22 protein-coding genes are annotated in these 24,371 nt (G+C 74.0%); 16 read left to right on the top strand and 6 right to left on the bottom strand.

Features of this window, described 5'->3' with window-relative positions; genetic code table 11:
- Window positions 1–332 precede the first annotated feature (332 nt).
- The 6 genes from BM385_RS24485 to BM385_RS24460 are packed head-to-tail and all read left to right on the top strand — an operon-like array spanning window position 333 to window position 8,763.
- Window positions 333–3,047 (top strand): lantibiotic dehydratase, encoded by a 2,715-nt coding sequence (locus BM385_RS24485; RefSeq protein WP_019434314.1) that lies wholly within the window; start codon window positions 333–335, stop codon window positions 3,045–3,047.
- The gene (locus BM385_RS24480) at window positions 3,047–4,087 is read left to right on the top strand and encodes a lantibiotic dehydratase C-terminal domain-containing protein (RefSeq protein ID WP_093844388.1); all 1,041 of its coding nucleotides are present in this window, start codon (window positions 3,047–3,049) and stop codon (window positions 4,085–4,087) included. Before BM385_RS24485 ends, BM385_RS24480 begins: the two co-directional genes overlap by 1 nt.
- The gene (locus tag BM385_RS24475; RefSeq protein ID WP_093844387.1) at window positions 4,084–5,196 is read left to right on the top strand and encodes a M50 family metallopeptidase; all 1,113 of its coding nucleotides are present in this window, start codon (window positions 4,084–4,086) and stop codon (window positions 5,194–5,196) included. Before BM385_RS24480 ends, BM385_RS24475 begins: the two co-directional genes overlap by 4 nt.
- 11 nt (window positions 5,197–5,207) lie before the next feature.
- Complete coding sequence (locus BM385_RS24470; RefSeq protein WP_019434311.1) at window positions 5,208–6,113, top strand: ABC transporter ATP-binding protein; 906 nt, start codon at window positions 5,208–5,210, stop codon at window positions 6,111–6,113.
- A 19-nt stretch (window positions 6,114–6,132) separates the two neighbouring features.
- Entirely contained in the window at window positions 6,133–6,888 is a 756-nt protein-coding gene (locus BM385_RS24465; protein ID WP_093844386.1) for an ABC transporter permease, read from the top strand.
- A gap of 12 nt (window positions 6,889–6,900) precedes the next feature.
- Window positions 6,901–8,763 carry a TOMM precursor leader peptide-binding protein gene (locus BM385_RS24460; RefSeq protein ID WP_093844385.1) on the top strand — a complete coding sequence of 621 codons (1,863 nt, stop codon included), beginning with the start codon at window positions 6,901–6,903 and terminating at the stop codon, window positions 8,761–8,763.
- 6 nt (window positions 8,764–8,769) lie between these two features.
- Here the strand turns inward: BM385_RS24460 and BM385_RS24455 are convergent, their stop codons facing one another.
- Complete coding sequence (locus tag BM385_RS24455) at window positions 8,770–9,513, bottom strand: class I SAM-dependent methyltransferase (RefSeq protein WP_019434308.1); 744 nt, start codon at window positions 9,511–9,513, stop codon at window positions 8,770–8,772.
- A 137-nt stretch (window positions 9,514–9,650) separates the two neighbouring features.
- A complete protein-coding gene (locus BM385_RS24450) occupies window positions 9,651–9,827 on the bottom strand; it encodes a thiazolylpeptide-type bacteriocin (protein ID WP_019434307.1) in 177 nt (58 codons plus the stop codon).
- A gap of 179 nt (window positions 9,828–10,006) precedes the next feature.
- On the opposite strand from BM385_RS24450, the gene BM385_RS24445 reads away from it, so the two are divergent.
- Together BM385_RS24445 and BM385_RS24440 are read left to right on the top strand one after the other, a co-directional pair.
- A complete protein-coding gene (locus tag BM385_RS24445) occupies window positions 10,007–11,335 on the top strand; it encodes an amidohydrolase (RefSeq protein ID WP_019434306.1) in 1,329 nt (442 codons plus the stop codon).
- A 34-nt stretch (window positions 11,336–11,369) separates the two neighbouring features.
- Window positions 11,370–11,588: a hypothetical protein gene (locus tag BM385_RS24440; RefSeq protein WP_026047506.1), complete on the top strand. Its 219-nt coding sequence runs from the start codon at window positions 11,370–11,372 to the stop codon at window positions 11,586–11,588.
- Window positions 11,589–11,608: 20 nt separating this feature from the next.
- Here BM385_RS24440 and BM385_RS24435 read toward each other — a convergent pair whose 3' ends face one another.
- Complete coding sequence (locus BM385_RS24435) at window positions 11,609–12,604, bottom strand: LuxR C-terminal-related transcriptional regulator (RefSeq protein ID WP_019434304.1); 996 nt, start codon at window positions 12,602–12,604, stop codon at window positions 11,609–11,611.
- A gap of 279 nt (window positions 12,605–12,883) precedes the next feature.
- Window positions 12,884–13,081 carry a hypothetical protein gene (locus BM385_RS26625; RefSeq protein WP_026047504.1) on the bottom strand — a complete coding sequence of 66 codons (198 nt, stop codon included), beginning with the start codon at window positions 13,079–13,081 and terminating at the stop codon, window positions 12,884–12,886.
- 113 nt (window positions 13,082–13,194) lie between these two features.
- Between BM385_RS26625 and BM385_RS24430 the strand changes: the two genes are divergently transcribed.
- From BM385_RS24430 to BM385_RS24410, 5 genes are all read left to right on the top strand, one after another.
- Window positions 13,195–13,365, top strand: coding sequence for a hypothetical protein (locus tag BM385_RS24430; protein WP_019434302.1), 171 nt, complete (start codon window positions 13,195–13,197; stop codon window positions 13,363–13,365).
- 376 nt (window positions 13,366–13,741) lie between these two features.
- Window positions 13,742–14,752 carry a nucleoside-diphosphate kinase gene (locus tag BM385_RS24425; RefSeq protein ID WP_093844384.1) on the top strand — a complete coding sequence of 337 codons (1,011 nt, stop codon included), beginning with the start codon at window positions 13,742–13,744 and terminating at the stop codon, window positions 14,750–14,752.
- A 200-nt stretch (window positions 14,753–14,952) separates the two neighbouring features.
- Window positions 14,953–16,008, top strand: coding sequence for a FomB family phosphonate monophosphate kinase (locus BM385_RS24420; protein ID WP_019434300.1), 1,056 nt, complete (start codon window positions 14,953–14,955; stop codon window positions 16,006–16,008).
- Between the two features lie 321 nt (window positions 16,009–16,329).
- Entirely contained in the window at window positions 16,330–17,037 is a 708-nt protein-coding gene (locus tag BM385_RS24415) for a class I SAM-dependent methyltransferase (RefSeq protein WP_026047502.1), read from the top strand.
- An 870-nt stretch (window positions 17,038–17,907) separates the two neighbouring features.
- The gene (locus BM385_RS24410; protein ID WP_246338005.1) at window positions 17,908–18,630 is read left to right on the top strand and encodes an IclR family transcriptional regulator; all 723 of its coding nucleotides are present in this window, start codon (window positions 17,908–17,910) and stop codon (window positions 18,628–18,630) included.
- A 6-nt stretch (window positions 18,631–18,636) separates the two neighbouring features.
- On the opposite strand, the gene BM385_RS24405 is transcribed toward BM385_RS24410, so the two are convergent.
- Together BM385_RS24405 and BM385_RS24400 are read right to left on the bottom strand one after the other, a co-directional pair.
- Window positions 18,637–19,560, bottom strand: coding sequence for a class I SAM-dependent methyltransferase (locus BM385_RS24405; RefSeq protein WP_019434296.1), 924 nt, complete (start codon window positions 19,558–19,560; stop codon window positions 18,637–18,639).
- Between the two features lie 63 nt (window positions 19,561–19,623).
- Window positions 19,624–20,898, bottom strand: a complete 1,275-nt coding sequence (locus tag BM385_RS24400; protein WP_019434295.1) for an aspartate aminotransferase family protein — start codon at window positions 20,896–20,898, stop codon at window positions 19,624–19,626.
- A gap of 298 nt (window positions 20,899–21,196) precedes the next feature.
- On the opposite strand from BM385_RS24400, the gene BM385_RS24395 reads away from it, so the two are divergent.
- The 3 genes from BM385_RS24395 to BM385_RS24385 all read left to right on the top strand — a co-directional run bounded on the left by BM385_RS24395 (window position 21,197) and on the right by BM385_RS24385 (window position 24,357).
- Window positions 21,197–22,204, top strand: coding sequence for an ABC transporter ATP-binding protein (locus BM385_RS24395; protein ID WP_093844382.1), 1,008 nt, complete (start codon window positions 21,197–21,199; stop codon window positions 22,202–22,204).
- A 16-nt stretch (window positions 22,205–22,220) separates the two neighbouring features.
- Complete coding sequence (locus tag BM385_RS24390; RefSeq protein ID WP_246338007.1) at window positions 22,221–22,982, top strand: ABC transporter permease; 762 nt, start codon at window positions 22,221–22,223, stop codon at window positions 22,980–22,982.
- Window positions 22,983–23,187: 205 nt separating this feature from the next.
- Window positions 23,188–24,357: an acyl-CoA dehydrogenase family protein gene (locus tag BM385_RS24385; protein WP_019434292.1), complete on the top strand. Its 1,170-nt coding sequence runs from the start codon at window positions 23,188–23,190 to the stop codon at window positions 24,355–24,357.
- Window positions 24,358–24,371: the final 14 nt, after the last annotated feature.

Raw genomic sequence — 24,371 nt, 5'->3', positions numbered from 1 at the left:
CAGACCGTGCGGAGCAACCCCCACCCCCCGGCCCCGGCCCCGGCCCCACCGCCGGTGGACGGTTCCGGCAGCAACCGCCCCGGGCTGCCGGGTGCTTCCGGCAGGCCCGGCGTTCCGGCGTCACCGGGCGCCGTCCGGGCCGCGGGAGCGGCGCGTCCATCGGCGGTCGGTCCGGTCGCCGCTGCCGCACGGCCCGGCACCGGCGCGGTGCGCGGCGCCCGGGGCGGAGACGGGCGGGCACACCCGGCCGCCGCCGCGCCGGGCCGCGCGGGGGCGCGCCGTGCGGCACCTGCCGGGCGCCCCGCTGCCCGTCCCGGCGGGAGGTGCGGACGATGACCCTGGGACGGCACTTCATGCTGCGCCTCGGCGGGCTGCCGGTGGAGAGTGTGCGCCGGCTGCGCGCTCCGGGCGCCCGGGCGTGGGCGGACGAGGTACTGGAGCGCACCGCGCGGCTGGCCGCCGAGGGCGAGCGGGTCGGCGATCTCCTGCACGAGCTGGTCGGACGGACCGGCACGGCCGACACCGACGCCGCCGCCCGGCGGACGCTGCTGCGGCTGCGGCGCGAGGTGTTCAACAACCGGCTGCCGCACGCGGCCGGGACGGGCCTGGCGCTGGTCGAGGGGCTCGACCCGGCCACCGGGGCGGCACTGGCCGGCTGGCTCACCGCCCGCCGCGAGCTGGAACGCCGCACCGCCGAGGGCGAGGACCTGCTGCGCGAGGAGACCGCCGCCGCCCGCGCGGCGCTGCGCGAACTCGCCGCCGAGGAGCGGCTGCGCGCCGGGCTGCTGCTCGCCTCACCGGCGCTCGACGGGCAGCTGGACGGCCATCTGCGGAACCCGAAGGACGACAAACGCGCGCGCAAGATCGAACGGTCCCTGCTCGCGTACCTGTACCGCACCGCCGCCAAGACCAGCCCGTTCGCCACCTTCACGGGCGTCGCGCTCGGCGAGTTCACCGGCCCGGCCGGGGGCGACGGCACCGACGGCACCGACCGCGCCGCCGGAACCACCGGCCGCGTCCTGGACGCCGCCGGGCCGTGGCGCAGCCACCCGCGCCTCAACGTGCTCGCCCTCGGCCGCGTCGCCGAGGCCATCGCCGCCGACCCGGCCCGCCGCGCCGATCTGCCGGTGACCCTCGCCTCCGGCTGGGGCCGCGAGGAGGACCGGGTGCGGTACGTACGGCGCTGGGTGACCGCCGGGGACGACGACACCGCCGTCACGTTCGACACCGTCAAGGACCGGCTGTTCTTCCTGCGCCGCAGCGGCGCCCTGGAGCGGATGCTCGGCCTCTTCGAGCGCCGCCCCGTCCTGCGGCACGGCGAACTCGCCGCCTGGCTCACCGAGGTCAGCGGCGCCGGCCCCGCCGAGGTGGACCGGTACCTCGGTGCCCTCCTCGACGTCGGCATGGTGCAGATCCCCGCGCTGCGCACCCAGGTGCACGACACCGACCCGCTGCGCGCCTTCCAGGACTCCCTGCGCACGCTCGGCCGCCCGTGGGCGGACCGCGTCGCCGCCGCGCTCGACGCGCCCGCCGCCGCCCTGGACCGCTACCCGCACGCCGCGCCCGCCGAGCGCCGTACGCTCCTGGCCGAACTGCGCGGACAGCTGGCCGGACTCCAGCGGGAGCTGGGCGCCACCACGCCCCGCGTCCCGCGCACCCTGCTGTACGAGGACGCGCTGGCCCCGGACGTCCGCACCCCGCGCGCCGCCTGGGAGCGGCCGGTCGCCACCGGGCTGCGCGCCGTCGAACGCGTCCTGCCCGCGTTCGATCTGACGCTGCCCCAGCGCATCACCTTCCAGGGCTTCTTCCTGGCCCGGTACGGGCGCGGCGGGCGCTGCGACGATCTGCTGAAGCTGGTGCACGACTTCCACGAGGACTTCTTCGACCAGTATCTCTCCTTCACCTCCCGCCGCACCGCCTTCGACGAGCAGGGCCGCTACGTCCCGGAGCCGAACTGGCTGGGGCTGCCCGCCCTCACCGCCGTGGACGCGGCCCGCCGCGCCTTCGCGGACGGCATGCGGGCCCGCTGGGAGCGGCACACCACCGACACCGGGACCGGCACCGGTACGGGGCCCGGTGCCGGGGACGGGGACGAACTCGTCCTCGACGCCGCCCTGCTCGACGACGTCGCCGCCGCGCTCGCGCCCGCTGCCCCCGCCCGTCCGCTCTACAGCCACCACGTCCAGCTCGCCGGCGACCTGGCCGTCCTCAACCGCTCCTACGGCGGCCTGTCCTTCCCGTTCAGCCGCTTCACCCACTGCCTGGGGGAGGCCACCACCGCCGCGCTGCGCGAGCGGACCCGCGCCCTCACCCCGGAGGGCGCGGTCTTCGCCGAGGTCACCGGCGGTCCGGTCACCTCCAACCTCAATCTGCACGCCCGGCTCACCGACTACGAGATCGTCTGCCCCGGCGAGACCAGCGGCGTACCGGAAGCGGACCGGCTGCACCTCGACGACCTCTACCTGGAGCACGACACCGCCGCCGACCGGCTCGCGCTGCGCTCCGCACGGCTGGGCGGCACCGAGGTCATCCCCGTCTACCTGGGGTATCTGGTGCCGCTCGCCCTGCCGGAGATCCCGCGCACCCTGCTGCTGCTCTCGCCCAGCTCCATGGCCCCGGTCGACGTGTGGGGCGGGGTGCCCGCCGCCGAGCCGGACGAGGGCGTCACCCGGCGCCCCCGGGTGCGCCACGGCGACCTGGTGCTGGCCCGCCGCAGCTGGGGCGCGCCCGCCGCCGTCCTGCCGCTGCGCGCCCCGGGCACCGCCGAGCCCGAGTGGTTCCTCGGCTGGCACCGCTGGCGACGCCGGCACCGGCTGCCGGCGCGGGTGTTCGTGACCGTCGCCGACAGCGGGGCGCGCGGCGCCACCGGCGCCAAGCCGCAGTACCTGGACTTCGACAGCCCGCTGTCGCTCGCCGCCTTCGAGGCGCTGCTGAAGTCCCCGGCCGCCCGCGCCGTCTTCCGCGAGGCGCTGCCCGACGAGGACGCGGCCCACACCCGTACCGAACGCGGCACCCATGTCGCCGAGCTGTCCGTGGAGACCTTCTGATGACCGCACCCGCCGCCCCGTCCGGCGCCTGGCAGGCCACCCACATCCACTACGCCGCCAACCCGCGCCCGCTGCTGCTGCACTGTGTGCGCCCGCTGGTCGCGGAACTGGAGGCGGACGGGCTGCTGGCCGGCTGGTTCTTCATCAACTACTGGCTGGAGGGCCCGCACGTCCGGCTGCGCCTGAAGCCGGTGGACGCCGCCGCCGGGCCGGAGGTGCGCCGCCGTACCGGCGCGGCGGTCGACGCGTTCCTCGCCGAACGGCCCGCGCTGTACGAGGTGGACGCCGGGTTCCTCAAGGACTTCTACAACCAGCTCTTCGAGATCGAGTTCCGCGCGGACGAGCGCGCCGGATACCTGGACGCCGAGGGCCGGATGAACCTGCGGCCCAACAACAGCCACGCGCCGATGCCCTACGAGCCGGAGTACGGCAAGTACGGCGGCCCCGCCGGTATCGAGCTGGCCGAGTGGCACTTCCGGCACTCCAGCGAACTGGTCATCGACGCCTTCCGCACCAAGAACCTGCATCTGCGCACCGTGCTGCTGGGCACCTCGGCGCAGCTGATGACGGTGATGGCGGCGGCGTTCATCCCGGGCGAGCGGGAGCTGGCCGACTACCTGGACAGCTACTACACGTTCTGGCACCGGGCGTTCCCGGGCACCGGGTTCATCGGCTCCACCGAGTACGAGCGCAAGGCCGACGAGGTCGGCCCGGAGCTGGCCCGCTGGTACGCCAGGATCCGGGCCGCGCTCACGGCGGGGGAGCCGGGGCGGCTGCCCGGGTTCCTGGCGGGCTGGGCGGAGCACTGCGTGGCGCTGCGGGAGCGGGCGCACGCGCTGGCGGTGGACGGGCGGCTGGTGTTCCGGTCCTGGGACGGCGACCGGGACGAGCGGATCACCGACCCGGACGCGGCGCTGGTCCGGCTGCTGTCCCCCTACATGCACATGACGAACAACCGGCTGCACGTCACCATCCAGGACGAGGCGTACCTCTCCCACGTCCTGGGACGCGCCCTGCGCGGCTGGGTGATGACCTCGTGACCGCCGCCGCCCCGGCCGACTACCGCCCGGTCCTGCGCGAGGGCGTCCTGCTGAGCGAGCCGCTGCTGCACGGGCCGCGCACGGTGCACCTGGTCCGGCACCCCGGCAGCGGCCAGTCGTTCGAGATCGGCGTCCGCGAACACTTCCTGCTCGCCCGGATGGACGGCCGGCGCACCCTCGGCGACCTGGGCGCGGCGTACGCCGAGGCGTACGGCCGGCGGCTCGGCGATGCCAACTGGCGGCAGCTCCTCGCCCTGCTCGGCACCAAGGGCCTGCTGGCGGACGCCCCGGAACCCGCCGGCGAGGCCGCCCCGCCGCCGGACGCCGCGCGCCCCGCCAACCGCCTGCTGCGCGGCAGCCTGCCGCTGGTCGCCGACGCCGCCGCCACCGCCGCCCGGCTGCACCGCGCGGTGCGCCCGCTGCTGACCGCCCGCTGCGTGCTGCCGCTGCTCGGCCTGATCGCCGCCATGGAACTCACCCTCGCCCTGCACCTCGGCGCCCTGCTGGACGGCGCCGCCACCGTCCTCGGCCACCCGGTCCTCCTCGCCGCCGTCTTCGCCCTGCTGTGGCTGAGCACCGCCCTGCACGAACTCGCCCACGGCGTCGTCGCCCACCACCACGGCGGAACGGTTTCCGCGATCGGGTTGCGCTGGCGGCTACCGATGGTGATCATGTATTGCACGGTTGACAACTACCGCTACCTGGCGACGCGTTGGCGCCGTATCCAGATCGCGGCGGCCGGGGCCGTGATGAACGCCCTCGTCCTGCTGCCCTTCTTCCTGTGGTGGCTGCTCGCCCCGGCGGGCGGCACCAGCAACGCCCTCGCCGGGCTCCTGTTCCTCGGCTCCCTGCACGCTTTCACCATGCTCATCCCGCTCCCCCCACTGGACGGCTACACCATCGTCAGCCAAGCCGCCGGCGCCGCCGCCCTCGCCACCTCCAGCCGCACCCACCTCGCCGCCACCCTGCGCCGCGACCGCACCGCGCTGGCCGGCTACCCGCGCCGCGCCCGCCGGGTGTACGCCGCGTACACCGCGCTCGCCGCCACCACCGTCGCCGCCCTGCTCGCCACCCTCGCCGCCCTCGTCCACACCCTGCTCACCCGCTGAAGGAGCCCCCCGTGCCCACCGCCGACCCGGCCGTCGAACTGTCGGACATCCACAAGAACTACGGCACGCAACGCGCCGTGGACGGCATCTCCTTCACCATCGCCCGGGGCGAGTTCTTCGGACTGCTCGGCCCCAACGGCGCCGGCAAGACCACCCTGATCGAGATCATGGAAGGACTGCGCCGCGCCGACCGCGGCACCGTCACCGTCCTCGGCCACCGCCCCTGGCCGCGCGACACCGCCCTGCTGCCCAGAATCGGCCTCCAGACCCAGAGTTCGGCGTTCTTCGTCCGGCTCACCGCCCGGGAACACCTGGCCACCGTCGCCGCCCTCTACCGCGCCGAGCCGGCGGCGGTGGACCGTACCCTCGCCCGGGTCGGCCTCACCGACCGGGCCGGCGTCCGCGTCGAGGACCTCTCCGGCGGCCAGCGGCAGCGCCTGGCCATCGCCTCCGCCCTCGTCCACGACCCCGAACTCATCTTCCTGGACGAACCCACCGCCGCCCTCGACCCGCAGGCACGCCGCGAACTGTGGCAGGTGCTGCGCGAACTCAAGGGCGCCGGCCGCACCATCGTCTACACCACCCACCATCTCGACGAGGCCGAGGCCCTGTGCGACCGCGTCGCCATCGTGGTGGACGGCAAGGTCACCGCGCTCGACACCCCCAACCGGCTGATCGCCGCCGGCTCCGCCGCCACCCGGCTGGTCGTCCCCGCCGACCGGCTCACCCTGGAGGCCGCCCGCGCCCTGCCCGGCGTCACCACCGCCACGCTGGACGGCGACGCGGTGATCCTGGAAACCGCCGACGCCGGCCCGCTGCTGGCCGCCGTGGAACGCGCCGCCGGCGGCCTGCACGGCGTCCAGACCCGCACCGCCACCCTGGAGGACGTCTACCTCCAGCTGACCAACCAGCCCTGAAGCGACGGAGCACGACACCATGAGCGCCTACGCGGCCCTGAGCGCGGCCGGTTACCGGGCCTACACCCGCGACAAGACCACCCTCTTCTTCACCTTCGCCTTCCCCCTCCTCTTCCTGGTGGTCTTCGGCCTGATCTTCAGCGGCCAGACGGTCGAGGAGAGCGGCCGGCCCTACATCGCGTACATCGCGCCCGGCGTCCTGTCCTGGGGCGTGGCCAACGCCGCCGTGTTCGGCGTCGGCTTCGTCCTCATGCAGTGGCGGCGCGACGACCTGCTGCGCGTCATCCGCATGACCCCCACCCCGCTGACCTCCGTCCTCGGCTCCCGCTACGTCCTGGCCGTCGGCATCGGCCTGGTCCAGGCGGTGCTGTTCGTCGCCGTCGCCCTGCTGCCCGCCTTCGGCCTCGAACTCGCCGCCGGCTGGTGGCTGGCCGTCCCGCTGCTGGTGCTCGGCGTCACCGCCTTCCTGGCGCTCGGCGCCATCGTCGGCACCTACGCCCGCACCCCCGAGGCGGTGGCCGCGATCGCCAACTGCCTGATGGTGCCGATGGCGTTCCTGTCCGGCTCGTTCTTCCCGCTGGACGCCATGCCGTCCTGGATGCAGACGCTGTCCTGGATCTTCCCGCTGAAGTACCTCAACAACGGCGTCTCCACCGCCCTCACCGGCTCCGGCAGCGGCGCCGACATCGCCCTGGGCGCCGCCGGACTCGCGGCGTTCGCCCTGGTCTTCGGCGCCGTCGCGCTGAAGACCTTCCGCTGGAGCGACCGGACCTGAGAAAGGGCCCCCATGCTCGTCACCACCGCCACCCCCCTGGAGGCGGCCCGCGCACAGCTGGCGGACGCCCTGGACACCACCGTCGTCACCCTCGGGGCCACCGACGCCCTCCAGTGCGCGGCACCCGACCCGTACGCCGGCCGGCGGCCGGCCGCCACCGTCCACCTCAGCTCCCGCGCCGTGCTGCTCGGCCCCTGGGGCGCCACCGCGGACGGCACCGGCTGCGGGCAGTGCCTCGCCATGCGCTGGCAGCGGCTGCGCACCCGCTCCGAACGCGAGGCGCTGGAACTCGGCTTCGACCCGGCCGGCGCCACCGGCTGGCCCGTCCTCACCGACCACGCGCTGGACGCGATCCGCGCCACCCGGGCCGCCCTCACCGGCCGCACCCTGCCACCCGGCGAGCCCGCCCGCGTCACCCGCCTCGACCTGGCCACCCTCGCCCTGGCCACCTTCCCGCTGCTGCCCGAACCGCTGTGCCCGCACTGCGTACACCCCGCCCCCGGCACCGCCGAGGCCGCCCGGATGCGGCTCTCCCCCTCACCGCGCACCGCCGGACACCGCACCCGCCCGCTGGACTCCTACCGGCTCCCCGAGACCGCGCTCGCCAACCCGGTGTGCGGCGCCCTCGGCTCCCGCACCGAACTCAACCCCGTCTCCACCACCACCGCCCCCGTCTCCGGCAGCCACTTCGTGCGCGGCTACGCCGGGCTCAACGACGTCACCTGGAGCGGCCAGGCCACGCGCTACGACACCAGCCGCCGCCTCGCCCACCTGGAGGGCCTGGAACGGTACGCCGGCACCCACGCACGGCGCGGCACCGCCCCCGTGCGCGCCTCCTACCATCGGCTGCTGCGCACCGAGGGCGCGGCGGCCGTCCTCGACCCGGCCGCCTGCGGCTTCTACCCGGCGGAGACCTACCGCAGCGACCCGCTGCTGTCCCCGTTCGACCCGGACCGCGAACTGCCCTGGCTGTGGGGGTACTCGCTGCGCGCGGAGCGCCCGGTGCTGGTGCCGGCCCGGCTCGCGCACTACGGGGCGGGGGAGCGGTCCGACAACTTCGTCTTCGAATGCTCCAACGGCTGCGCCACCGGCGGCACCCTCACCGAGGCCGTCCTCTTCGGACTGCTGGAACTGATCGAACGCGACGCGTTCCTGGTCGCCTGGTACGGGCGCAGGCCGCCCGTCCGCCTCGACCTCGGCACCTGCCGCGACCCCGCCATCCGCACCGCCCTGGACCGGGCCGCGCTGCTCGGCTACGACGTCCACGCCTTCGACACCCGCGCCGACCTGCCGGTCCCGGTGGTCACCGGCGTGGCGGTACGGCGCGACGGGGGCCTGGGTCACCTGTCCTTCGGCGCGGCGGCCGGCCTGGATGCCGAGGCGGCCGTCGACGGCGCCCTCTCCGAAGTGCTCACCTACATCCCGCATCTGCCCTACCAGGTGGGGGAGCGGCTGCCGGAACTGCGGGCGATGGCCGAGGACTACGACAGGGTCGAGCACCTCAAGGACCACGCCCAGCTCTACGGCCTGCCGGAGATGGCGCGGCACGCCGCGCACTTCCTCGCCTCCTCGCCGGCCACCGCCGTCCATGCGGCGTTCGCCGACTGGGAGGCGGCCCGGCCGCGCACCGGCGATCTGCTGGACGACCTGCACACCGTGCGCGACGCGCTGACGGCGGCGGGCCACGACGTCATCGCGGTCGACCAGACCACTCCGGAACAGGCCGCCATCGGCCTGCACACGGTCGCCACTCTCGTTCCTGGTCTGCTTCCGCTGGACTTCGGCCACCGCCGTCAGCGCGCCCCGCTGCTGCCCCGCCTGCACCGGCTGGCCGGCACCACCGGCCTCAACCCGGCGCCGCACCCCTTCCCGTAGCGGCCGTCACTCCCGGGCGGCGGGGCGGGCCACGGTGATGATCTCCATGCAGTCCTCGGTCACCGGCGAGCCGTCCCAGTCGCCGTGCTGGTGGACGATCTCCAGCCCGGCGCCGTCCAGGAAACCGGCCAGCTCCGGGCGTTCCAGAAAGCGCAGGGTGCTGTCACTGACCTGCGGGTCGGCCCCGTCGGTGGTGTACGTGGTGGTGAAGCTGACCGTGCCGCCGCCCACCCGGGTCACCCGGTGCTCGGAGCGGATCCGCCGGCCGTCCGGAGCGGTCACCTCGCGCGGATACTCCGGCGTCCAGCGCTCCCAGGCGCGGTAGGCCGGGTTGCGGGTGTCGAACGCGAAGAGACCGCCGGGGCGCAGCGCGGCGCGGATCGCCGCCAGATTGGTGCGTACCGCCTCGTCCGTGACGAACACCTGAAAGGCGTGACCGGACATCACCACCAGGTCGAACTCCTGATGGAAGGACACGGTGGACAGATCACCGTGCACCCACTCGACGTCCGCGCGCCGCCGGGCGACCTCCAGCATGCCGGCGGCCGGGTCGAGGCCGGTCAGCCGCCCGGTGTGCCCGGCCTCACGGGCCCGGTGCAGCAGCATCCCGGTGCCGCAGCCCACGTCCAGCACCCGCTCCGCCGCCATCACCAGCGGGAAGTAGTAGGCGAAGTCGCCGCGCGGGTCCCACGGGCAGAAGAGGTCGTACCACTGGGCGATCTCATGATCCTCGAACTGTCGGTCCGCCATCGGGGCAGTCTGCCCGCCCGCCGGGCCCGGCGCGACCGGATTTCCGCCGCCCCCGCCCCGCCCGCCCTGCCCCGCCCCGGACGCACGGCGGGCGGCCCCCGTCCGGGGACCGCCCGCCGTGTGCTCGGTGCCCGGGATCAGGCGGAGCAGGAGGTGGTGCTCGTGGTGCTGGAGCAGGTGGAGGTCGAGGAGGAGGACGTGGAACCGGCCAGCACGACCTCGGCCTCGTCCGAGTAGTCCGAGATCTCGAAGGTCTCCGACTCCAGCTCCAGGATCTCGTCGGCGAGGGTGGCCAGCTCGGGCTTGTTCGACATGGCAATCTCCTTCAGGGAAAGGGCGCTTGGGGATCCGGCCACCGCCGCGTCCGGCGGTACGCTGGGGAACCCGACGCTCATTCCAGCCCCGGCCGCCGACAGATGGCCCCCTCAACCGCTGTCAGAACGCTGACACCCGCTGTCGGCGCCCTGACCGGCCGCTGGGGTGCCGCACCGCGATGATCGATGCCCCGCTGAGTGAGGAGGGAGCCGCCGTGGCCGTCACCCCGGACGTGCTCCGCCCCGCGCTGGAGCTGTATCTCGCCCTGCACACCCACCCCGAACTCTCCGGCGCCGAGGAACGCACCGCCGCGCTCTTCGCCGACCGGCTGGCCGAGGACGGCTACACCGTCACCCGCGGCATCGGCGGACACGGCGTGGCCGGCGTACTGCGCCGCGGCGCGGGCCCCGTCGTCGTCCTGCGCGCCGAACTCGACGCGCTGCCCGTCACCGAGGACACCGGCCTCGCCTACCCCAGCCGGGTCCCCGGCGTCATGCACGCCTGCGGCCACGACCTGCACCTCGCCGCGCTCGCCGGGGCCGCCCGCACCCTGGCCCGCACCCCCTGGCACGGCGGCACCGCCGTGATCGTCGGCCAGCCCGCCGAGGAGACCCTGACCGGCGCCCGCGCCATGCTCGCCGACGGCCTGTACGAGCGGATCGGCGGCCCGCCGGACGCCGTACTCGCCCAGCACGCCGCGCCGTTGCCGGCCGGGCACCTCGCACACGCCGCCCATCCGGGCGGACCCGTCCTGGCCGGCAGCCGCACCCTGGACGCGGTCCTGCACGGCAGCGGAGGACACGCCGGTACGCCGCAGCTGACGGTGGACCCGGTGGTGGCCGCGGCGGCGGCCGTCCTGCGGCTCCAGAGCGTCGTGGCACGCGAGATCGCCCCGGGTGAACCCGCCGTCCTCACGGTCGGCAGGCTGCGGGCCGGGGACCGCGCCAACGTGGTGCCCGACCGCGCCGAACTCGGCATCAGCCTGCGGGCGTTCCGCGAACCGGTGCTGGAGCGGATGACGGCGGCGGTACGGCGCATCGTGCGCGCCGAGAGCGAGGCGTCGGGCGCGGCCCGGCCTCCGGAGTTCACCGAGACCTCACGGTCACCGGTGCTGGCCCCCGACGCGGGGCTGACCGCGGCGCTGCGCGCCGCGCACGGGGAACTGTTCGGGAAGTCCCGGGTGTCCGGCCTGCCGCCGGGCACCGCCACCGAGGACTTCCCGTGGTTCGGCCCCGCGGGAGCGGACGCCGGACTGCACGGGGGACGGGGCATCCGGTGCGGTTACTGGATGCTGGGCACGGTCGGCGCCGCCGCGTGGCGCGCCGCCCACGCCCCGGCCGGCGAGGGGGAAGAGCCTCCCGCACTGCCGCCCAACCACTCGCCGCGGTTCGCCCCGGACGTCCGTACCGCCCTGCCGACCGGCATCGAGGCGATGACCGCGGCGTTCCGGTGTGCCCTGCGGCACTCCCGGGAGACGGTCGGAGGCATCGAAGCGCATGATCCGTGAGTACGAACAGCGCCGGAACGGGCACGATCGCCCCGTGGACATCACCGCGGTCCGCCGCGACGCACGGGTGCCGGGCGGCGAGACGACCGCCCTGCGGCTGTTGTGGCTGCTGCCCGCCCAGCTGCCCTGCCACGCGGTGCGGGTGGAGCCGGACCGGGTACGGCTGCGGTTCGAGGTGGGCGCGGCGGCGGCCCGGGAAGCGGTGCGGCGGGCGCTGGCGGACACGGCACTGCGCGGCTGGGCCCAGGAGTAGCGCAGCGGCTGGAGCGTGTCCTAGATCCAGCCGCGTTCGCGGGCCAGCAGGGCGGCCTGCGCGCGGCTGGTCGCGCCGAGCCTGCGCATCACATCGGCGATGTAGCGGCGGTAGGTACGGACCGACACGCCGAGCCCCCGGGCCCCCGCCTCGTCCTTGCCGACCGTGCACATGAGCTGGAGCACGCGCAGTTCACCGTCCGACAGCGGAGCACCCTCCTCCCCGGGGCGCTCCAGCCGGACGGAGATGTCCTCGGCGCCCTCCCAGGTCTTCTCGAACAGCCCGACGAGATTGGCCACCAGGGTGGTGCCCCGGGTGAGCAGCGCGCCGCGGATCGAGTCCCACGGGTCGAGCGGCATCAGGGCCGAGTGGCCGTCGAAGACCAGGACGTGCTCGACGACGGTGTCGGCCACCCGGATGCGGGCGCCGTGCGAGACGAGCTTGCTGAGCATGGCGGCGGTCGGCCGGCACTCCAGCGCGGACGCCGGGACGACGGCGCGGATGCGCACGCCGCGACGCAGGGCGCGCAGGGCCAGCGGCTCGCAGTAGGCGACGCGTTCGGCCGGCACCTCGCCCATCGGCTCGGCGTACAGCACCTCCCGGCGGGTGAAGAACGCCAGATCGTCGATCCGGTCCCGGATCTCCGGCCAGCCGTCGAGCTGTTCGATGCCGCGTGGGGCATTCGTCCTGACCGTGGTCTCCGCGCGTAGTGTGGCCAGAATGTGCTGATTCTGGGTGAGCCGCTGCACCTCCAGATACAGCTCGCGCAGCCGCAGTTCGGCGAGCCGGGCGACGGCGGTCTCCGGAGTGGCGGGGGTGATCCGGCCCGGGGCCGTCCCGGGTCTCAGCAGGCCGAGCCCGGCGAGCCGGTCGAGGGCGGAGCGTACGGTCTCCTCGCCGAGGTCGAGCAGCCGGTGGAGATGGCCGGGCGTGGTGTCCGGGTTGCGGAGGAAATGCCGGTACACGGTCTCATCCGCCGCGGAGATTCCGAAGACCGCCATCTCGTGGGCATGCACAACTGAACCTCCTGGTGTGGGGGACATGAGGAGACCTGGTCTCAGGGTAAGGGCGCAAACTATGACGGTGGTCGCTCAACAACAAGAAAACTCCTGCCCGTTGGGGGCAGGTGATGAACGCTCGGCGAATGGCGGGTAGCCGCCGCGCCGCCCGGGCCCGTACGCGCCGGACGGCCCCGGCGGCACACGAACGCGAGCCGCGCACCGGCTCCCCTGCGGGGACGGTGCGCGGCTCGCGTCCGGGTGCGGCCGCCCGTGCTGGGCGACGGCGGCGGCGCGTCAGTCCTTGAACGCGTCCTTGGCGTCCTTGAACCGCTCCTTGAGCGGACGGCCCTCACCCTTGGAACCCCGGGCCCGCTTGGCCCGCTCGTCCGCCACCCGGCTGCGGGCCCGGCCCATGAGCTCCTTGGTCCTGCCGCCGGCCTGCTCGGCCATGCCACGGGCCTTCTGCTTGGTCCTGTCGGTCCTCTCGCTCACGGCGCTCACGTCCTGTCGTGCTCGACTGCAACGTATCCCCCGCCTGACCGTGATCAGCGGTGTTTAAACCCGGCCGATCCCGGCGACCCGACACGGTCAAGGAGGTACACGTCATGGTTCCGATGCTTCTCGTGCTGCTGCTGGCCGTGGTCCTCTTCGGAGTCGGCTTCGCCGCGAAGGTCCTGTGGTGGATCGCGGTCCTGGTGCTGCTGGTGTGGCTCCTGGGCTTCATCGTCCGCCCCCTCACCGGCGAGGGCCGCCGCACCACCTGGTACCGATGGTGAGCGGCGCGGCCGTACCCCGCCCGCGGGCCCGGCCACCGGTACGGGCGGGCCCGGCCCGTCACCGCCGCCGGGCGGGGGAGAAGAAGCGGAGGTGACGGCGGAGGTTGCCCGGTGCCTCTGGGGCGGACAATGGACAACGCCTTGAGACGGAGGGCGGCTCCTCCCACAGTTGATCCATGACGTCGCACACCACCGGCACATTTGTTTCGCCGTCCGTCACCCGCACCGTTCCCCCGCCGTTCGCTCCGGTGGGCTGCGCCGGGGCCGCGCCGCGGCCCGGCGTCAGCACGCGGCGGAGCCCACGGGCGGCGGTCGTGCCGGGGAGAGCGGCCTCTCCACGGGTGCCGGCGGGCGGCGGCACGTCCCGGGAGGCGCATTGACCGGGGATCGGCCCGAGGCGGCCTGCGTCGTACCGGAATGGCTGAGCCGGGAGAGGCGCAAGCGCGACATCTACCCGGGCGACCCCTACTACCGGGACGCCTGGGATGATCTGACCACCCTCCTCGGGGCCGGAAGGGACACCGCCGAGCGGCTGCACCGCGTCGCCCCGCTGATCGTGAAAGCGGACATGGTCGCCGTCCGGGGCGGAGCGGGGCTGCTGCCGGCGGTGCGTGCCGCGGGCTTCGTCCCGGTCGCCTGGAGCAGGTTCCGCTTCAACCGGCACATCACCCGTGAGCTGTGGCGGTACCAGCTGAACATCGCCACCCGCGAGCGCATCGACGTGATGGACATGATCATGCCGGTGGGGGAGTCGCTGTACATCCTGCTCAGGGACACCGTGGAGTCGGAGGTGCCGGCCACCGCCCGGCTGAGCGAGATGAAGGGACCGACGCGCCCCGAGGACCGCGAACCCCACCACCTGCGGTGGATCCCGGGAGCGGCGCGGGCATCGGTGCTCACCTACATCCATGTGTCGGACGAGCCCGCCGACATCCTGCGGGAGCTGGGCGTCTTCTTCGACGGGCCGGAACGCAGACGCCTCCTCGCCGCCCTCGACAGCCGACAGGACGTCACCCGGCAGGTGCGGGCGGCCCTGGCGGACGTCGAGGCGGGCACCGAGGCGTCCGACCTGTGCTGGCAGCCGGCGCTGGACCGGCTGGAAGCGCAGCTGTCCGGCCGTCCGGACGGCGCGGAACTGGCCACGCTGCTCCAGCGGGTGCGCTCCGGCCGGAGCAAGGACTGGCGGTCGCTGCTCGCCCTGGCGGACGCGCTGGGGCTGCGGTGGTCGCACTGGGACCGGGTGGCGGTGGCGGCTCAGCTGAGTGCCCGGCACCTGGCGGCCGAACCCGTCATTCCCGATGTGAACCGGTCCTTCTGGTCGCCCGGCTCCCCCGTCCCGGCGGGGGACCGGATCCCCGCCGTCCCGGTCGACCCGGGCGGCGGATAGCGGAGCGGCGTGCGCGGATCCGGCGCGACGGCGCCGTGCGCGGCCGAGGACGCCGCGGCCCGGGAATCCTCCGGACGTCCCGCACACGCTGCACGTCCCGGGTGGACCGGCCATCGCCCGTATCGCGGCGGCGCGGCCGTTGCGGCCGTTCGTTCCGGGCGGCCGGAAGAATTCGTGAGACTCGTGAAAGGCAGGGCAGCGTGACGTCACCGATCATCCCGGCTTCGGCCGGACCGGACACCGACGACGATGTGCGTGCGGCTCTCGGCCCGCACTACACCATCAGGTCATCCCGGGTGATCGACCTCAATGTGTTCACGGTACGCGTCTTGAGCAACATCACGGACTTCGCCGGGTACGCCTTCTTCTCCCGGTTCGCCCCTCCCGAGCGGTCCTGTGCGTACGAGCTGGTCCTCGTGGATCTCGACCACGACCCCATCGATCCGGCGCTGATCGAACCCCTCGCGGACCGGGGATACCGCGCCGACCGCTTCCGCGGCGGCTCGTACATCACCCACCATTTCGGCCCGCCCGCCCACCTGGTGACCCGGGGCAACCGGATCTATGTCTTCGGCCGTGAGCTGGAGCGCACGCTGTGGCCGTACTTCACCAAGCGTCTGCTCACCGACTTCGCCGTCGACCGTGACCTGGTGCACCTCAAGGCCGCCGCCTTCGTCCAGCCCTCGGGCGCCACTTTGCTGTTCGGCCGTCAGAAGGGCGGCAAGACCGTCTTCCTCACCCAGGCCTGTGCCGCCGGGGCGCGGTTCGTCAGCAACACGCATGTCCTCACGCGCGGGACCACCGTGTACGGCGTGCCGTCCGCGATGCGGATCCGGAACGGTCCGGGCTTCGACCGGCTCATCGCGTCCGGCCGGCTGGAGAAGCACCTGGAGGCATCCGAGTACCGGCTCGACCCGGAGACGATCTTCGGCCGGGCATCGGTCGACGAAGCCACGGTCCGCAACCTGTGCATCATCGACTACAACCCGGACCGGGCCCCCTCCTTCGACGAGGTCGGCGAGGAGGAATTCACGGCGTTCCTGGACCTGTTCGCCTGCGCGCCCGGCACCTACGGGCTGAAGGACGACATGCTGGCCCATCTGGACAACGACGTGCACCGGTACAGCGCCGCGTTCCTGGCGATGAAGCGCCGCATGGGCGATCTCGTCCGGGGAGCGCGGCGGTTCTCCGTCAACGCCGACATGCTCGATCCCGCGGTGCGCGAGCGCGTGCTGGCGCGTCTCGCGGAGCAGTGAGGGAGCGGCTTTCCCCGGTGGGTCCGGTGGTCCGGGCGGCGTGCCGGCGCGCTGGTGCCGCTGCCTTGCGCATTCCACCCGCGCCGCATGACACCGCCGTATTTTCCTCTCGATGACTCCGCCGATCCCGCCCGGAAAGGGAAGCCTTTCGGGAAAGGCTGTGGAATTCGGTGGAGGCGCTCGTTCCAGCGGTCGGCTATTGTCGCCGGCCGCTGGCTTCCGCCTGTCCTGAAACAGAGCGGAACATGCCTTTCCCATGCCTGCGTACAAAGCGAAAAAGGACTCTTGTCCTATGCATGGAGAGAGCCTACGATCGATTCCATGAAAACAGACGACCGTGCGATTCGAGTCCGGGAAGTCCGGCGTCAGTTGGCGCGTAACGGGCCTGCCAGAACACGTGATTTCGACGGGGATTTCGAGTACATCACTCTTCCCGAGCGCGACTGCGACCTTCTTCGTGATCTCCTGATCGCGGAGCAGGCCCGGACCGTCGTCGAGGTCGGCCTCGCCTACGGAAGTTCGGCGCTCGCCGTGGGAGAAGCCCTCGTTTCTCAGGGCCATGCCGAACCCCGGCACATCCTGATCGATCCGTTCCAGAAGGACATGTGGGCCAACACGGGGTGGGACCTGCTCTGCTCCGCCGGTCTCGACCTCATCTCCACGCTGGTCCCGGAACGGTCCTCGGACGCCTTTCCCCAGCTCATCGCCGAAGGGCTGGTCGCCGACGCCGCCTTTGTCGACGGCAGTCACGTGTTCCACGAGGTCTTTCTCGACCTGTACTACCTGCGCAAGGTCGTGAAGCCGGGCGGGCTGGTGATCCTCGACGACGACGACAAGCCCTCGGTCCGCACCGCCGCCCACTACTTCGAAGTGAATCTGGGCTGGACCGCGCTTCCCGACCCGTTCGCGGCCGGGACCTGGCGTCGCCTGGGCGACGACGCGGGCGGCGGGTCCGTGCCGCGCTGCCGGGCCCTGCGGCTGCCCGAGGTCGTCTCCGAGCCCCGGTCCGGCGACTTTCTGCCCTTCTAGCCCCGATCGTGCGGGAGGGTCCGTCAGCTCGCTGATGGGCCCCCTTGGCACGATCGGGGCGGAGTTCCCCGTCACGCGGATCCGCCGGCGGTGGCCCCGGCCGCTGTCACGGAAAACACAAGACCGGGGATCTCCGGTGAAGAATCAGCCGCACCCGTGCGTATTGAGATCAGTGAAAGAGTCTGAGACGATCAGCCCCCGGCTGAGAAGCCGCCTGGACGCCAAGCACTTCCCCCCACCGGCCGTCGAACGGGCCGCTATGCATTCAAAGGTGACCATGGACCCTCCCCGCGTGGAAAGCAGAGCTCTTCCGGAGCGGAACGGCAACCTCTCTGCATCACGAAGGGATTGTGTCTTGGCATTATGCGGCGAGACCCGAACAATGCGGCGTGACCGTGACCGAGAAATACGGCTCCGCCGGAAGAAACCCGAAGTCCGGGCGCACCCCGGTGGCCGATGCTGCCTCACCGGCGGGAATCCGTGCCCGTTTGCCGCCCGATCCGGTGCCCCGCGACGCCGAAGAACCCCGCGTCCGGCCTGCCGCCGGGCCTGAAGGCGTTCCATAGCTCCCCGGGCTGCCCCGCCGCCCCGCGCCGGGCGGCGGAGCCCCGTACGACGTGGCCCGGCACCGGGCCCCGCAGCACCCGGGAGACCCCGCCCCACCGCGTCCACCGCTGCCGCCCGCCCCCGCCGGCGGTCCGCGCCGGTGCACGCCCGGTCCACGCCGGAGGATCCACGCGCCCGGTACGCCGGCGGCCCTCTCCTCCCGCACGACCGGGGCCGTCCGCGCACCGGCGCACCACAGCACCCCTCGCGCCGGCCCGTACGGCGGCACCGTTCCCGGCCCCGTCACGACCCAGAGGAGTTCCCTTGCCCGCAGGAAACAACTCCCGCTCCATGCTCGCGCGCGGTCTCGGCGTCCTCCGCACCTTCCGGCCCGGCGAGCTGGAACTGCCCCTCTCCGAGATCGCCCGCCGGGCCGACATGCCCAAGGCGACGGCCCACCGCATCACCACCGAACTGGTCAAGGAGGGCATGCTGGAGCGCGGCGAGAAGGGACTGCGGCTCGGCATGGGACTGTTCCTGCTCGGGGCCCGGGTGCCCCGCCAGCTCATGTTGCGCGACATCGCCCTGCCCCACGCGCAGCAGCTGTACCAGCTCACCCGGGGCAGCGCCTACGTCTTCATCGCCGACCCCACCGGCGCCGACCCGGCCCTGGTGGACACCGTACGGCACCCCCACCGGCCCGGCCGCCGGCAGCGTGCGGAGGAGGCCCGGGCCTCCGAGTGGGCCGCGACCGGCGTCTTCCGCGCCTTCGGCACCGGGGCGGTCGCGCACCGCGACGCACCCGCCCGGTCGGCCGAGGCGGACCGCGTCCGGGACCAGGGCTTCGCGGTCGTCCGCGGCGCGAACGGGGTGACGGGTCTGGCCGCACCCGTGCTGGCGGCGTCCGGTACGGCGGCCGGGGCGCTGGCCGTCGCCGGCACCCCGTCCGGCTTCGACGCGGGCCGGGCCGCCGCCCATCTCAGGGCCGCCTGCGCCGCCGTAACCCGCGAACTGCGGCGCAGCCCCGCCCTGATGAGTGCCGTGTGAGGCCGCTCAGCCCACCGGAGCGGGGGCCTTCCGGGCGGTGAACAGAGTGGGCAGCAGCCGGCCGGCGAGGTACTCCTCGCGGGCCGCGCTCAGCGTGTCCCGGATCAGATCGGCCGACGGGCCCCCGTAGATGTTCGCGACGCTCCCGCGGAAGATGCGGACGACCTTCAGCCGGTCGGCGAGCAGCGCCACCGCCCACGCGGTCAGATCCTCCTGCCGCACCTCGCCGAAGCCGGCCCGTGCCAGCTGCTCCCTCCGGCCGGCCAGCGGGGTGGTGAAGAAGATTCCGCGCGGGTGGGTCACCCGGAAGGCGTCCGAGGGTTCCTCGCCGGCGGGCGTCAGACTCACCTCCTCGGTGAGCACCAGCAGTCCGTCCGGCCGCAGCAGCCGGGCCGCCTCGCGCAGTATGGCGCCCGGGTCGGGGAAGTGCGGCATCGAGCCGGTGACCAGCACCACGTCGAGCGAGGCGTCGGGAAGCGGCACCGCGGTCGCCGAGGCGCACAGATCGGTCGTCGTGGTCCGGCCCTGCGCACGGTTGATCCGGGCGCTGACCTCGCAGTGCTCGGCGACGATGTCCACGCCGTAGGACCGGGACACCCCGACGCCGGCGGTCGTGAGCTTGTCGACGGTGTAGCGCAGCGCACCGCCGAAACCGCTGCCCAGCTCGCACAGCTCCACGGCACGGCCCGACCCGGCGCCGGCGGCCACGGCGCGGACCACCAGGTCGCAGCCCTGCGGACCGAAGTGGCCCATCTGGTCCAGGCCCAGCAGCCCGTCGGGCCCGTCCTGGCCGGTGAAGTCCGTGATGGCCCGCTCGGTGTTCTCCCAGTCGTGCAGCGCCGGGAACAGGTCCCGGTGGTAGCGGTACTGGGCGCGGGTCTGTTCGTGCGTGTCCCGCGTTCCGGCCGCGGCGCCGGGCTCCGCGCTCATATCGTCCTCCTTGGCGTCGCCGGTCCCGGCCGTGACCTTCCGGCGCGGGCCCGGAGGGTCGGGTCAGGTCGTGGCCGCGGCGGCCGGGGTGCGGAAGTCGTCGGGCACCGCGGCGCAGACGGCGTCCAGGAGGTCCAGCGCCTCCCCGGCGTCCTCGTCCGTGGCGACCAGCGGCGGCAGCAGCCGCAGCGTCTCCGGGCGGCCCAGACAGGGGGAGACGATCAGGCCCCGGCGCCCCAGCTCGATCAGCACCTCGCCCGCCGCCGCGGGGGTCGCGAACTCCAGGCCCCACAGCAGGCCCTGGCCGCGCACCGCGGTGACCAGCGGGGCATGGCGTGCCACCAGCCCGCTGAGGCCGGAGCCGAAGACCTCCGCCAGGTGCCGGCCCCGGGGGGCGAGCGCTTCCGCCGTCCGCAGGGCCGCCACACCGGCCGCCGCCCCGAGCGGGTGCCCGGAGAACGTGGTCGTGTGCAGGAACGGATCCGCGGCCAGCGGGGCGTACAGCTCCGGCGTCGCCACCACGGCGGACACCGGCTGGACCCCGCCGCCCAGCGCCTTGCCGAGCAGGACGGCGTCGGGTTCGAGCCCGAGGTCCACGCTGACCAGGCGGGGGCCGCAGCGCCGCATGCCGGTCTGTATCTCGTCGGCGACGACGAACGCGCCGTGCGCGCGTGCCGCGCCGGCCAGCGCCGTCAGGAACGCCGGGTCCAGGGGGCGGACTCCGCCCTCGCCCTGGACGGGTTCCACCAGGACCGCGGCCACCTCCTCGCCCTCGAAGGCGCCGGGCACCGCGCGGGGGTCGGCGGGGATGTGGGTCACGCCGCCGAGCAGCGGCTCCAGGGACTCGCGGTAGCGGGCGTTCCAGGTCGCCGCCAGCGCACCCATGGACTTGCCGTGGTAGGCGCCCTCGACCGCGATGACCCGCCGCCGGCCGGTGGCCCGGCGTGCCAGCTTCAGCGCCGCCTCCACCGCGTCGCTGCCGTTGAGCCCGAGCCACACGTTCGTCAGGCGGCCGGGGTCGGCCCAGCCGGCCAGCGCCGCGGCGAACGCCGCCGTCGCCCGGTTGCCCAGCACCCGGCTGGAGACCGGCATCGCGTCCAGTTCCGCGCGCACCGCCGCCACCACGGCCGGATGCCGCTGCCCCAGCAAGGTCACCGCGTAGCTGCCGAAGTCAATCAGGGTACGGCCGTCGGAGCGCCGCACCCGGGCCCCCTCGCCGTATGCCTCGATGGCGTCGGAGCCGTTCATGCCGTACAGCAGGGCCAGTTGCGGCGAGAGATGCCGGCGGATCGCGGTGAGTGTCTCCCTCGCCGTCCCCGCCCCGACGTTCGCGGTCATGTCCGGGGCCGTCCTCTCCCTGGTCCGGCGGACCGTGGAACCGCACGAGGCGGTGTCCTCCCCGCGTGCGCCGCCCGGCGGCGGAAGCGGCGGTCCGCAGCTGTCGGGGACCAGTTCTAGCCGCCCGCGTCCGCCGCGGGAAAGTGGTGTTCCGGCTACCGGAACGTGCGTTGAACCGGGAACGGCGCGCTTGACAGGGTGACCGCTGTCGCCGTCCGACGCGGAAAGGTGCACCGACGCATGGAGATGACTCCCCCCGGCGCTGTGGCGTTCCCCGGTCCGGACGCCTGGGCCCCTCGTGCCCGCTGACCGGCGACCGGCCGGCGGCGCCGCGCCCGGGACACCCGCCCTGTCCGTACGCGGACTGCGCAAGAGCTACGGCGACACGACGGCGCTGGACCGGGTCGATCTGGAGATCGCCCAGGGCACGATCGTCGGTTTGCTGGGGCACAACGGCGCCGGCAAGACCACGCTGATGTCCCTGGTCGCGGGCCTGCGGCGACCGGACGCCGGGGAGATCGAGGTGCTGGGCCGCTCCATGGCGCGCGACGCGCGCCGCGCGCGCCGGGAACTCGGCCTGGCCCCGCAGGAGCTCGGCATCTATCCGCCGCTGACGGTACGCCAGAACCTGCGGTTCTTCGCCGAGCTGGCCGGGCTCCGGGGCCGGGCCGCCCGGCAGCGGATCGAGGAGGTCGCCGAACCCCTCGCCCTGAACGCGCTGATGGACCGGCGCGCCGCCCACCTCTCCGGAGGAGAACAGCGCCGCGTGCACACCGCGATGGCGCTGGTCCACCGGCCGGGGCTGGTCCTCCTGGACGAGCCCACCGCCGGCGTCGACGTGGAGACCCGCGCCCGCATCCTCGCCCATGTGCGGGAACTGGCCGCGCAGGGCACCACGGTCTGCTACTCCACCCACTACCTCCCCGAGATCGAGGAACTCGCCGCGGACGTGGTCGTCCTGCACCGGGGGCGCGTCCTCACCCGCGGCGGTGTCGACGAACTCGTCCGGCGGCACGGCGACAGCGCCGTGGAACTGGTCTTCTCCGGCGAACCGCCCGCGCTCGACCTGCCGTGGCCGGTGACCCGGCACGGCGACCGGCTCCGCGTCCGGGTGGAACAGCCCCAGCTGGTCACCGGCCGGATCCTCGCCGCCCTGGGCGACGCCGCCGCTGGCCTGTCCGCCCTGCGCGTGGTGAAACCCACCCTGGACAGCGTCTTCCTCCGCCTCACCGCGGGCACCCCCGGGCCGGACGCCGGCGAGGACCGGAACCGGGACGAGAGGACCGGGGCGGTGCGCCATGGGTGACAGTGCGCTGAACCGGATGACCGCCCTCGTTCGGCAGGACATCCGGCTGCTGCTGCGCGACCCCGCCCCGCTGCTGATCCGCACGGTCATGCCGCTGGTCATCATGGGCTTCATGCAGCCCCTGTTCCGGGCCGCTCTGCAGGCGGGCGGCGCGGGCACCGATGTCAACGGTGCCGAACAGGGCGTCCCCGGAATGGCGGTGATGTTCCTCTTCTTCATGATGAACGTCGTCGGCTTCGCGATGTTCCGCGAGCACGGCTGGAACACCTGGGACCGGCTGCGCGCCGGCACCGCCCGCCCGGTCGAACTGCTGGCCGCGCGCCTGGTCGTCCTGCTGGCCGCCGCCGTGCTCCAGCTCACCGTCATCTTCGTGGCCGGCGGACTGCTGTTCGGCCTGCGGGTCTCCGGTTCCTGGCTCGCCCTCGTGGTGGTGGCGCTGCCGCTGGCGCTCAGCGTCGTCATGCTCGGCATGGCCCTCGTCGTGCTGTGCCGTACGATCTCCCAGCTCAGCGTCGTCGCCAACATCCTCGCCCTGGTCTTCGCCGGGCTCGGCGGCGCGCTGACCCCCCAGTCGGCGATGCCGGACTGGGCGGTCCCCTTCGCCCCCTTCGCGCCCAGCCACTGGGCGATGCGCGGCTTCAACGAGGCCATCCTGCACGGCGGGGGCGTCCCGGACGTCCTGCTGCCCGCCGGGGTCCTGTGCCTCTTCGCGGCCGGTCTCGCCGCCGTCACCCTTGTCTTCTTCCGGGCCGAGGACCGCAAACTCTCCTGGTCCTGAGCGGCAGGCGGCCGGATCCGGCGCGCCCGGGGGTGCCCGCCCACCGCTCGCCCGGCCCCGCCCGGAGCCCGCGCGATCTCGTGTTCCGCACAAAGGAACACTCCCTGAACCACCGTGCCCCCGCTGCCTAGAGTCGGTCCGTCACACCGCGCCGAGCACACCGAACACCGGGCCGGCCGCTCCCGTGACCGGCGAAGGGAGAACCATGGGCACGGCTGCCGAAGACGCGACAGGAAACCCCGGGTACGGCGCAGCGCCGCACCGGGCGCTGCTGGACGCCGGCTGGAGCACGGCCTGGACACCGGCGCGACCGCGTGAGGGCGCCACCGGAGCGGAACGCATCCGGGACCTCGCCGCGGGCGGCTACGCCGCGCTGCCGATCGCCGAGGAACTCGGCGGCGCGGGCGCCGGCCTGACCGAGATGGCCGGGGCGCAGCGCGCCCTCGGCCGGGTCGATCCCTCCGCCGCCGTCGCCCTGAACATGCACGCCTTTACGGTCGGCCTGATGGTCGACTACTGGAAGCGGCACCGTGACACCACCTGGATGCTGCTGGAGGGCATCGCGGCCTCGGGCGCCCTCGTGGCGTCCGCGTTCGCCGAGCCGGGCGGCAGCCCCAACTTCATGACCAGCCGCTCCGAGGCCGTCCCGACCGGGAAGGGCTACCGCGTCAGCGGCGTCAAGTACCCCTGCTCGCTGGCCACCACCGCCACCCTGGTGTGCCTGACGGCCCGCGTCACCGGCACCGATGAGACCATCCTCGCCCTGATCCCGAGCAACGCGCCGGGACTGGGGGCCGAGGGAGAGTGGCCCTCGCTCGGCATGCGGGAGTCCGACACCGCCCGGCTGGTCCTGCGGGACGTCGAGGTCGATGACCGGCTCGTCTTCCACCGCGGCCCCGCCGACGTCATCGACGAGAACGTCACCGCCGGCATGGCCTGGTTCTCGGTCCTGCTGACCGCCACCTACCACGGTGTGCTCAGCGGCCTGCTGGACGCGGCCTGTCGGGGAGTGACGGCGTCGCAGCGCTTCGGCCCGCGCACCGCCCTGCTCGGGCGGGCCGCCCGCGAACTGCTGACCCTCGGCGGCGCCTGCCGCCAGCTCGCCGCGGACATCGACACCGGCGCGCTCGCCGGGGAGGCGGCCATGGCCTGTGCGGTGGGCCTGCGCGCCACCCTCAGCGACACCCGTGACCGGGTACTGGCCGCCGTCACCCCGGTCGTCGGCAGCCGCCTCTACGGCCGCGGACAGGAAGCGGCCGGGCTCGCCCTCGACTCGCTGGCCGCCCACCACCACCCGCCGTCCCTCCTGGTCTGCGACGAGGTCGTCGGCAGTTTCTGCACGGGGCGCGCCCTCACCTTCGACCCGGCCGGCTGACCCCGCCCCCGTCC

Origin of the sequence: Streptomyces harbinensis (assembly GCF_900116145.1) — a bacterium.
Classification (GTDB): Bacteria; Actinomycetota; Actinomycetes; order Streptomycetales; family Streptomycetaceae; genus Streptomyces; species Streptomyces carpaticus.
The sequence above is the reverse complement of the archived record's forward strand: the minus strand, read 5'-3'. Positions and strand labels throughout refer to the sequence as shown.

Excerpts from the sequence above, each read along its gene's own strand:
- BM385_RS24485 (WP_019434314.1), top strand. The coding sequence starts at position 333 with ATGACCCTGGGACGGCACTTCATGCTGCGCCTCGGCGGGCTGCCGGTG.
- BM385_RS24480 (WP_093844388.1), top strand. The coding sequence starts at position 3,047 with ATGACCGCACCCGCCGCCCCGTCCGGCGCCTGGCAGGCCACCCACATC.
- BM385_RS24465 (WP_093844386.1), top strand. The coding sequence starts at position 6,133 with ATGAGCGCCTACGCGGCCCTGAGCGCGGCCGGTTACCGGGCCTACACC.
- BM385_RS24460 (WP_093844385.1), top strand. The coding sequence starts at position 6,901 with ATGCTCGTCACCACCGCCACCCCCCTGGAGGCGGCCCGCGCACAGCTG.
- BM385_RS24455 (WP_019434308.1), bottom strand. The coding sequence starts at position 9,513 with ATGGCGGACCGACAGTTCGAGGATCATGAGATCGCCCAGTGGTACGAC.
- BM385_RS24450 (WP_019434307.1), bottom strand. The coding sequence starts at position 9,827 with ATGTCGAACAAGCCCGAGCTGGCCACCCTCGCCGACGAGATCCTGGAG.
- BM385_RS24445 (WP_019434306.1), top strand. The coding sequence starts at position 10,007 with ATGATCGATGCCCCGCTGAGTGAGGAGGGAGCCGCCGTGGCCGTCACC.
- BM385_RS24430 (WP_019434302.1), top strand. The coding sequence starts at position 13,195 with ATGGTTCCGATGCTTCTCGTGCTGCTGCTGGCCGTGGTCCTCTTCGGA.
- BM385_RS24415 (WP_026047502.1), top strand. The coding sequence starts at position 16,330 with ATGAAAACAGACGACCGTGCGATTCGAGTCCGGGAAGTCCGGCGTCAG.
- BM385_RS24405 (WP_019434296.1), bottom strand. The coding sequence starts at position 19,560 with ATGAGCGCGGAGCCCGGCGCCGCGGCCGGAACGCGGGACACGCACGAA.
- BM385_RS24400 (WP_019434295.1), bottom strand. The coding sequence starts at position 20,898 with ATGACCGCGAACGTCGGGGCGGGGACGGCGAGGGAGACACTCACCGCG.
- BM385_RS24390 (WP_246338007.1), top strand. The coding sequence starts at position 22,221 with ATGACCGCCCTCGTTCGGCAGGACATCCGGCTGCTGCTGCGCGACCCC.
- BM385_RS24385 (WP_019434292.1), top strand. The coding sequence starts at position 23,188 with ATGGGCACGGCTGCCGAAGACGCGACAGGAAACCCCGGGTACGGCGCA.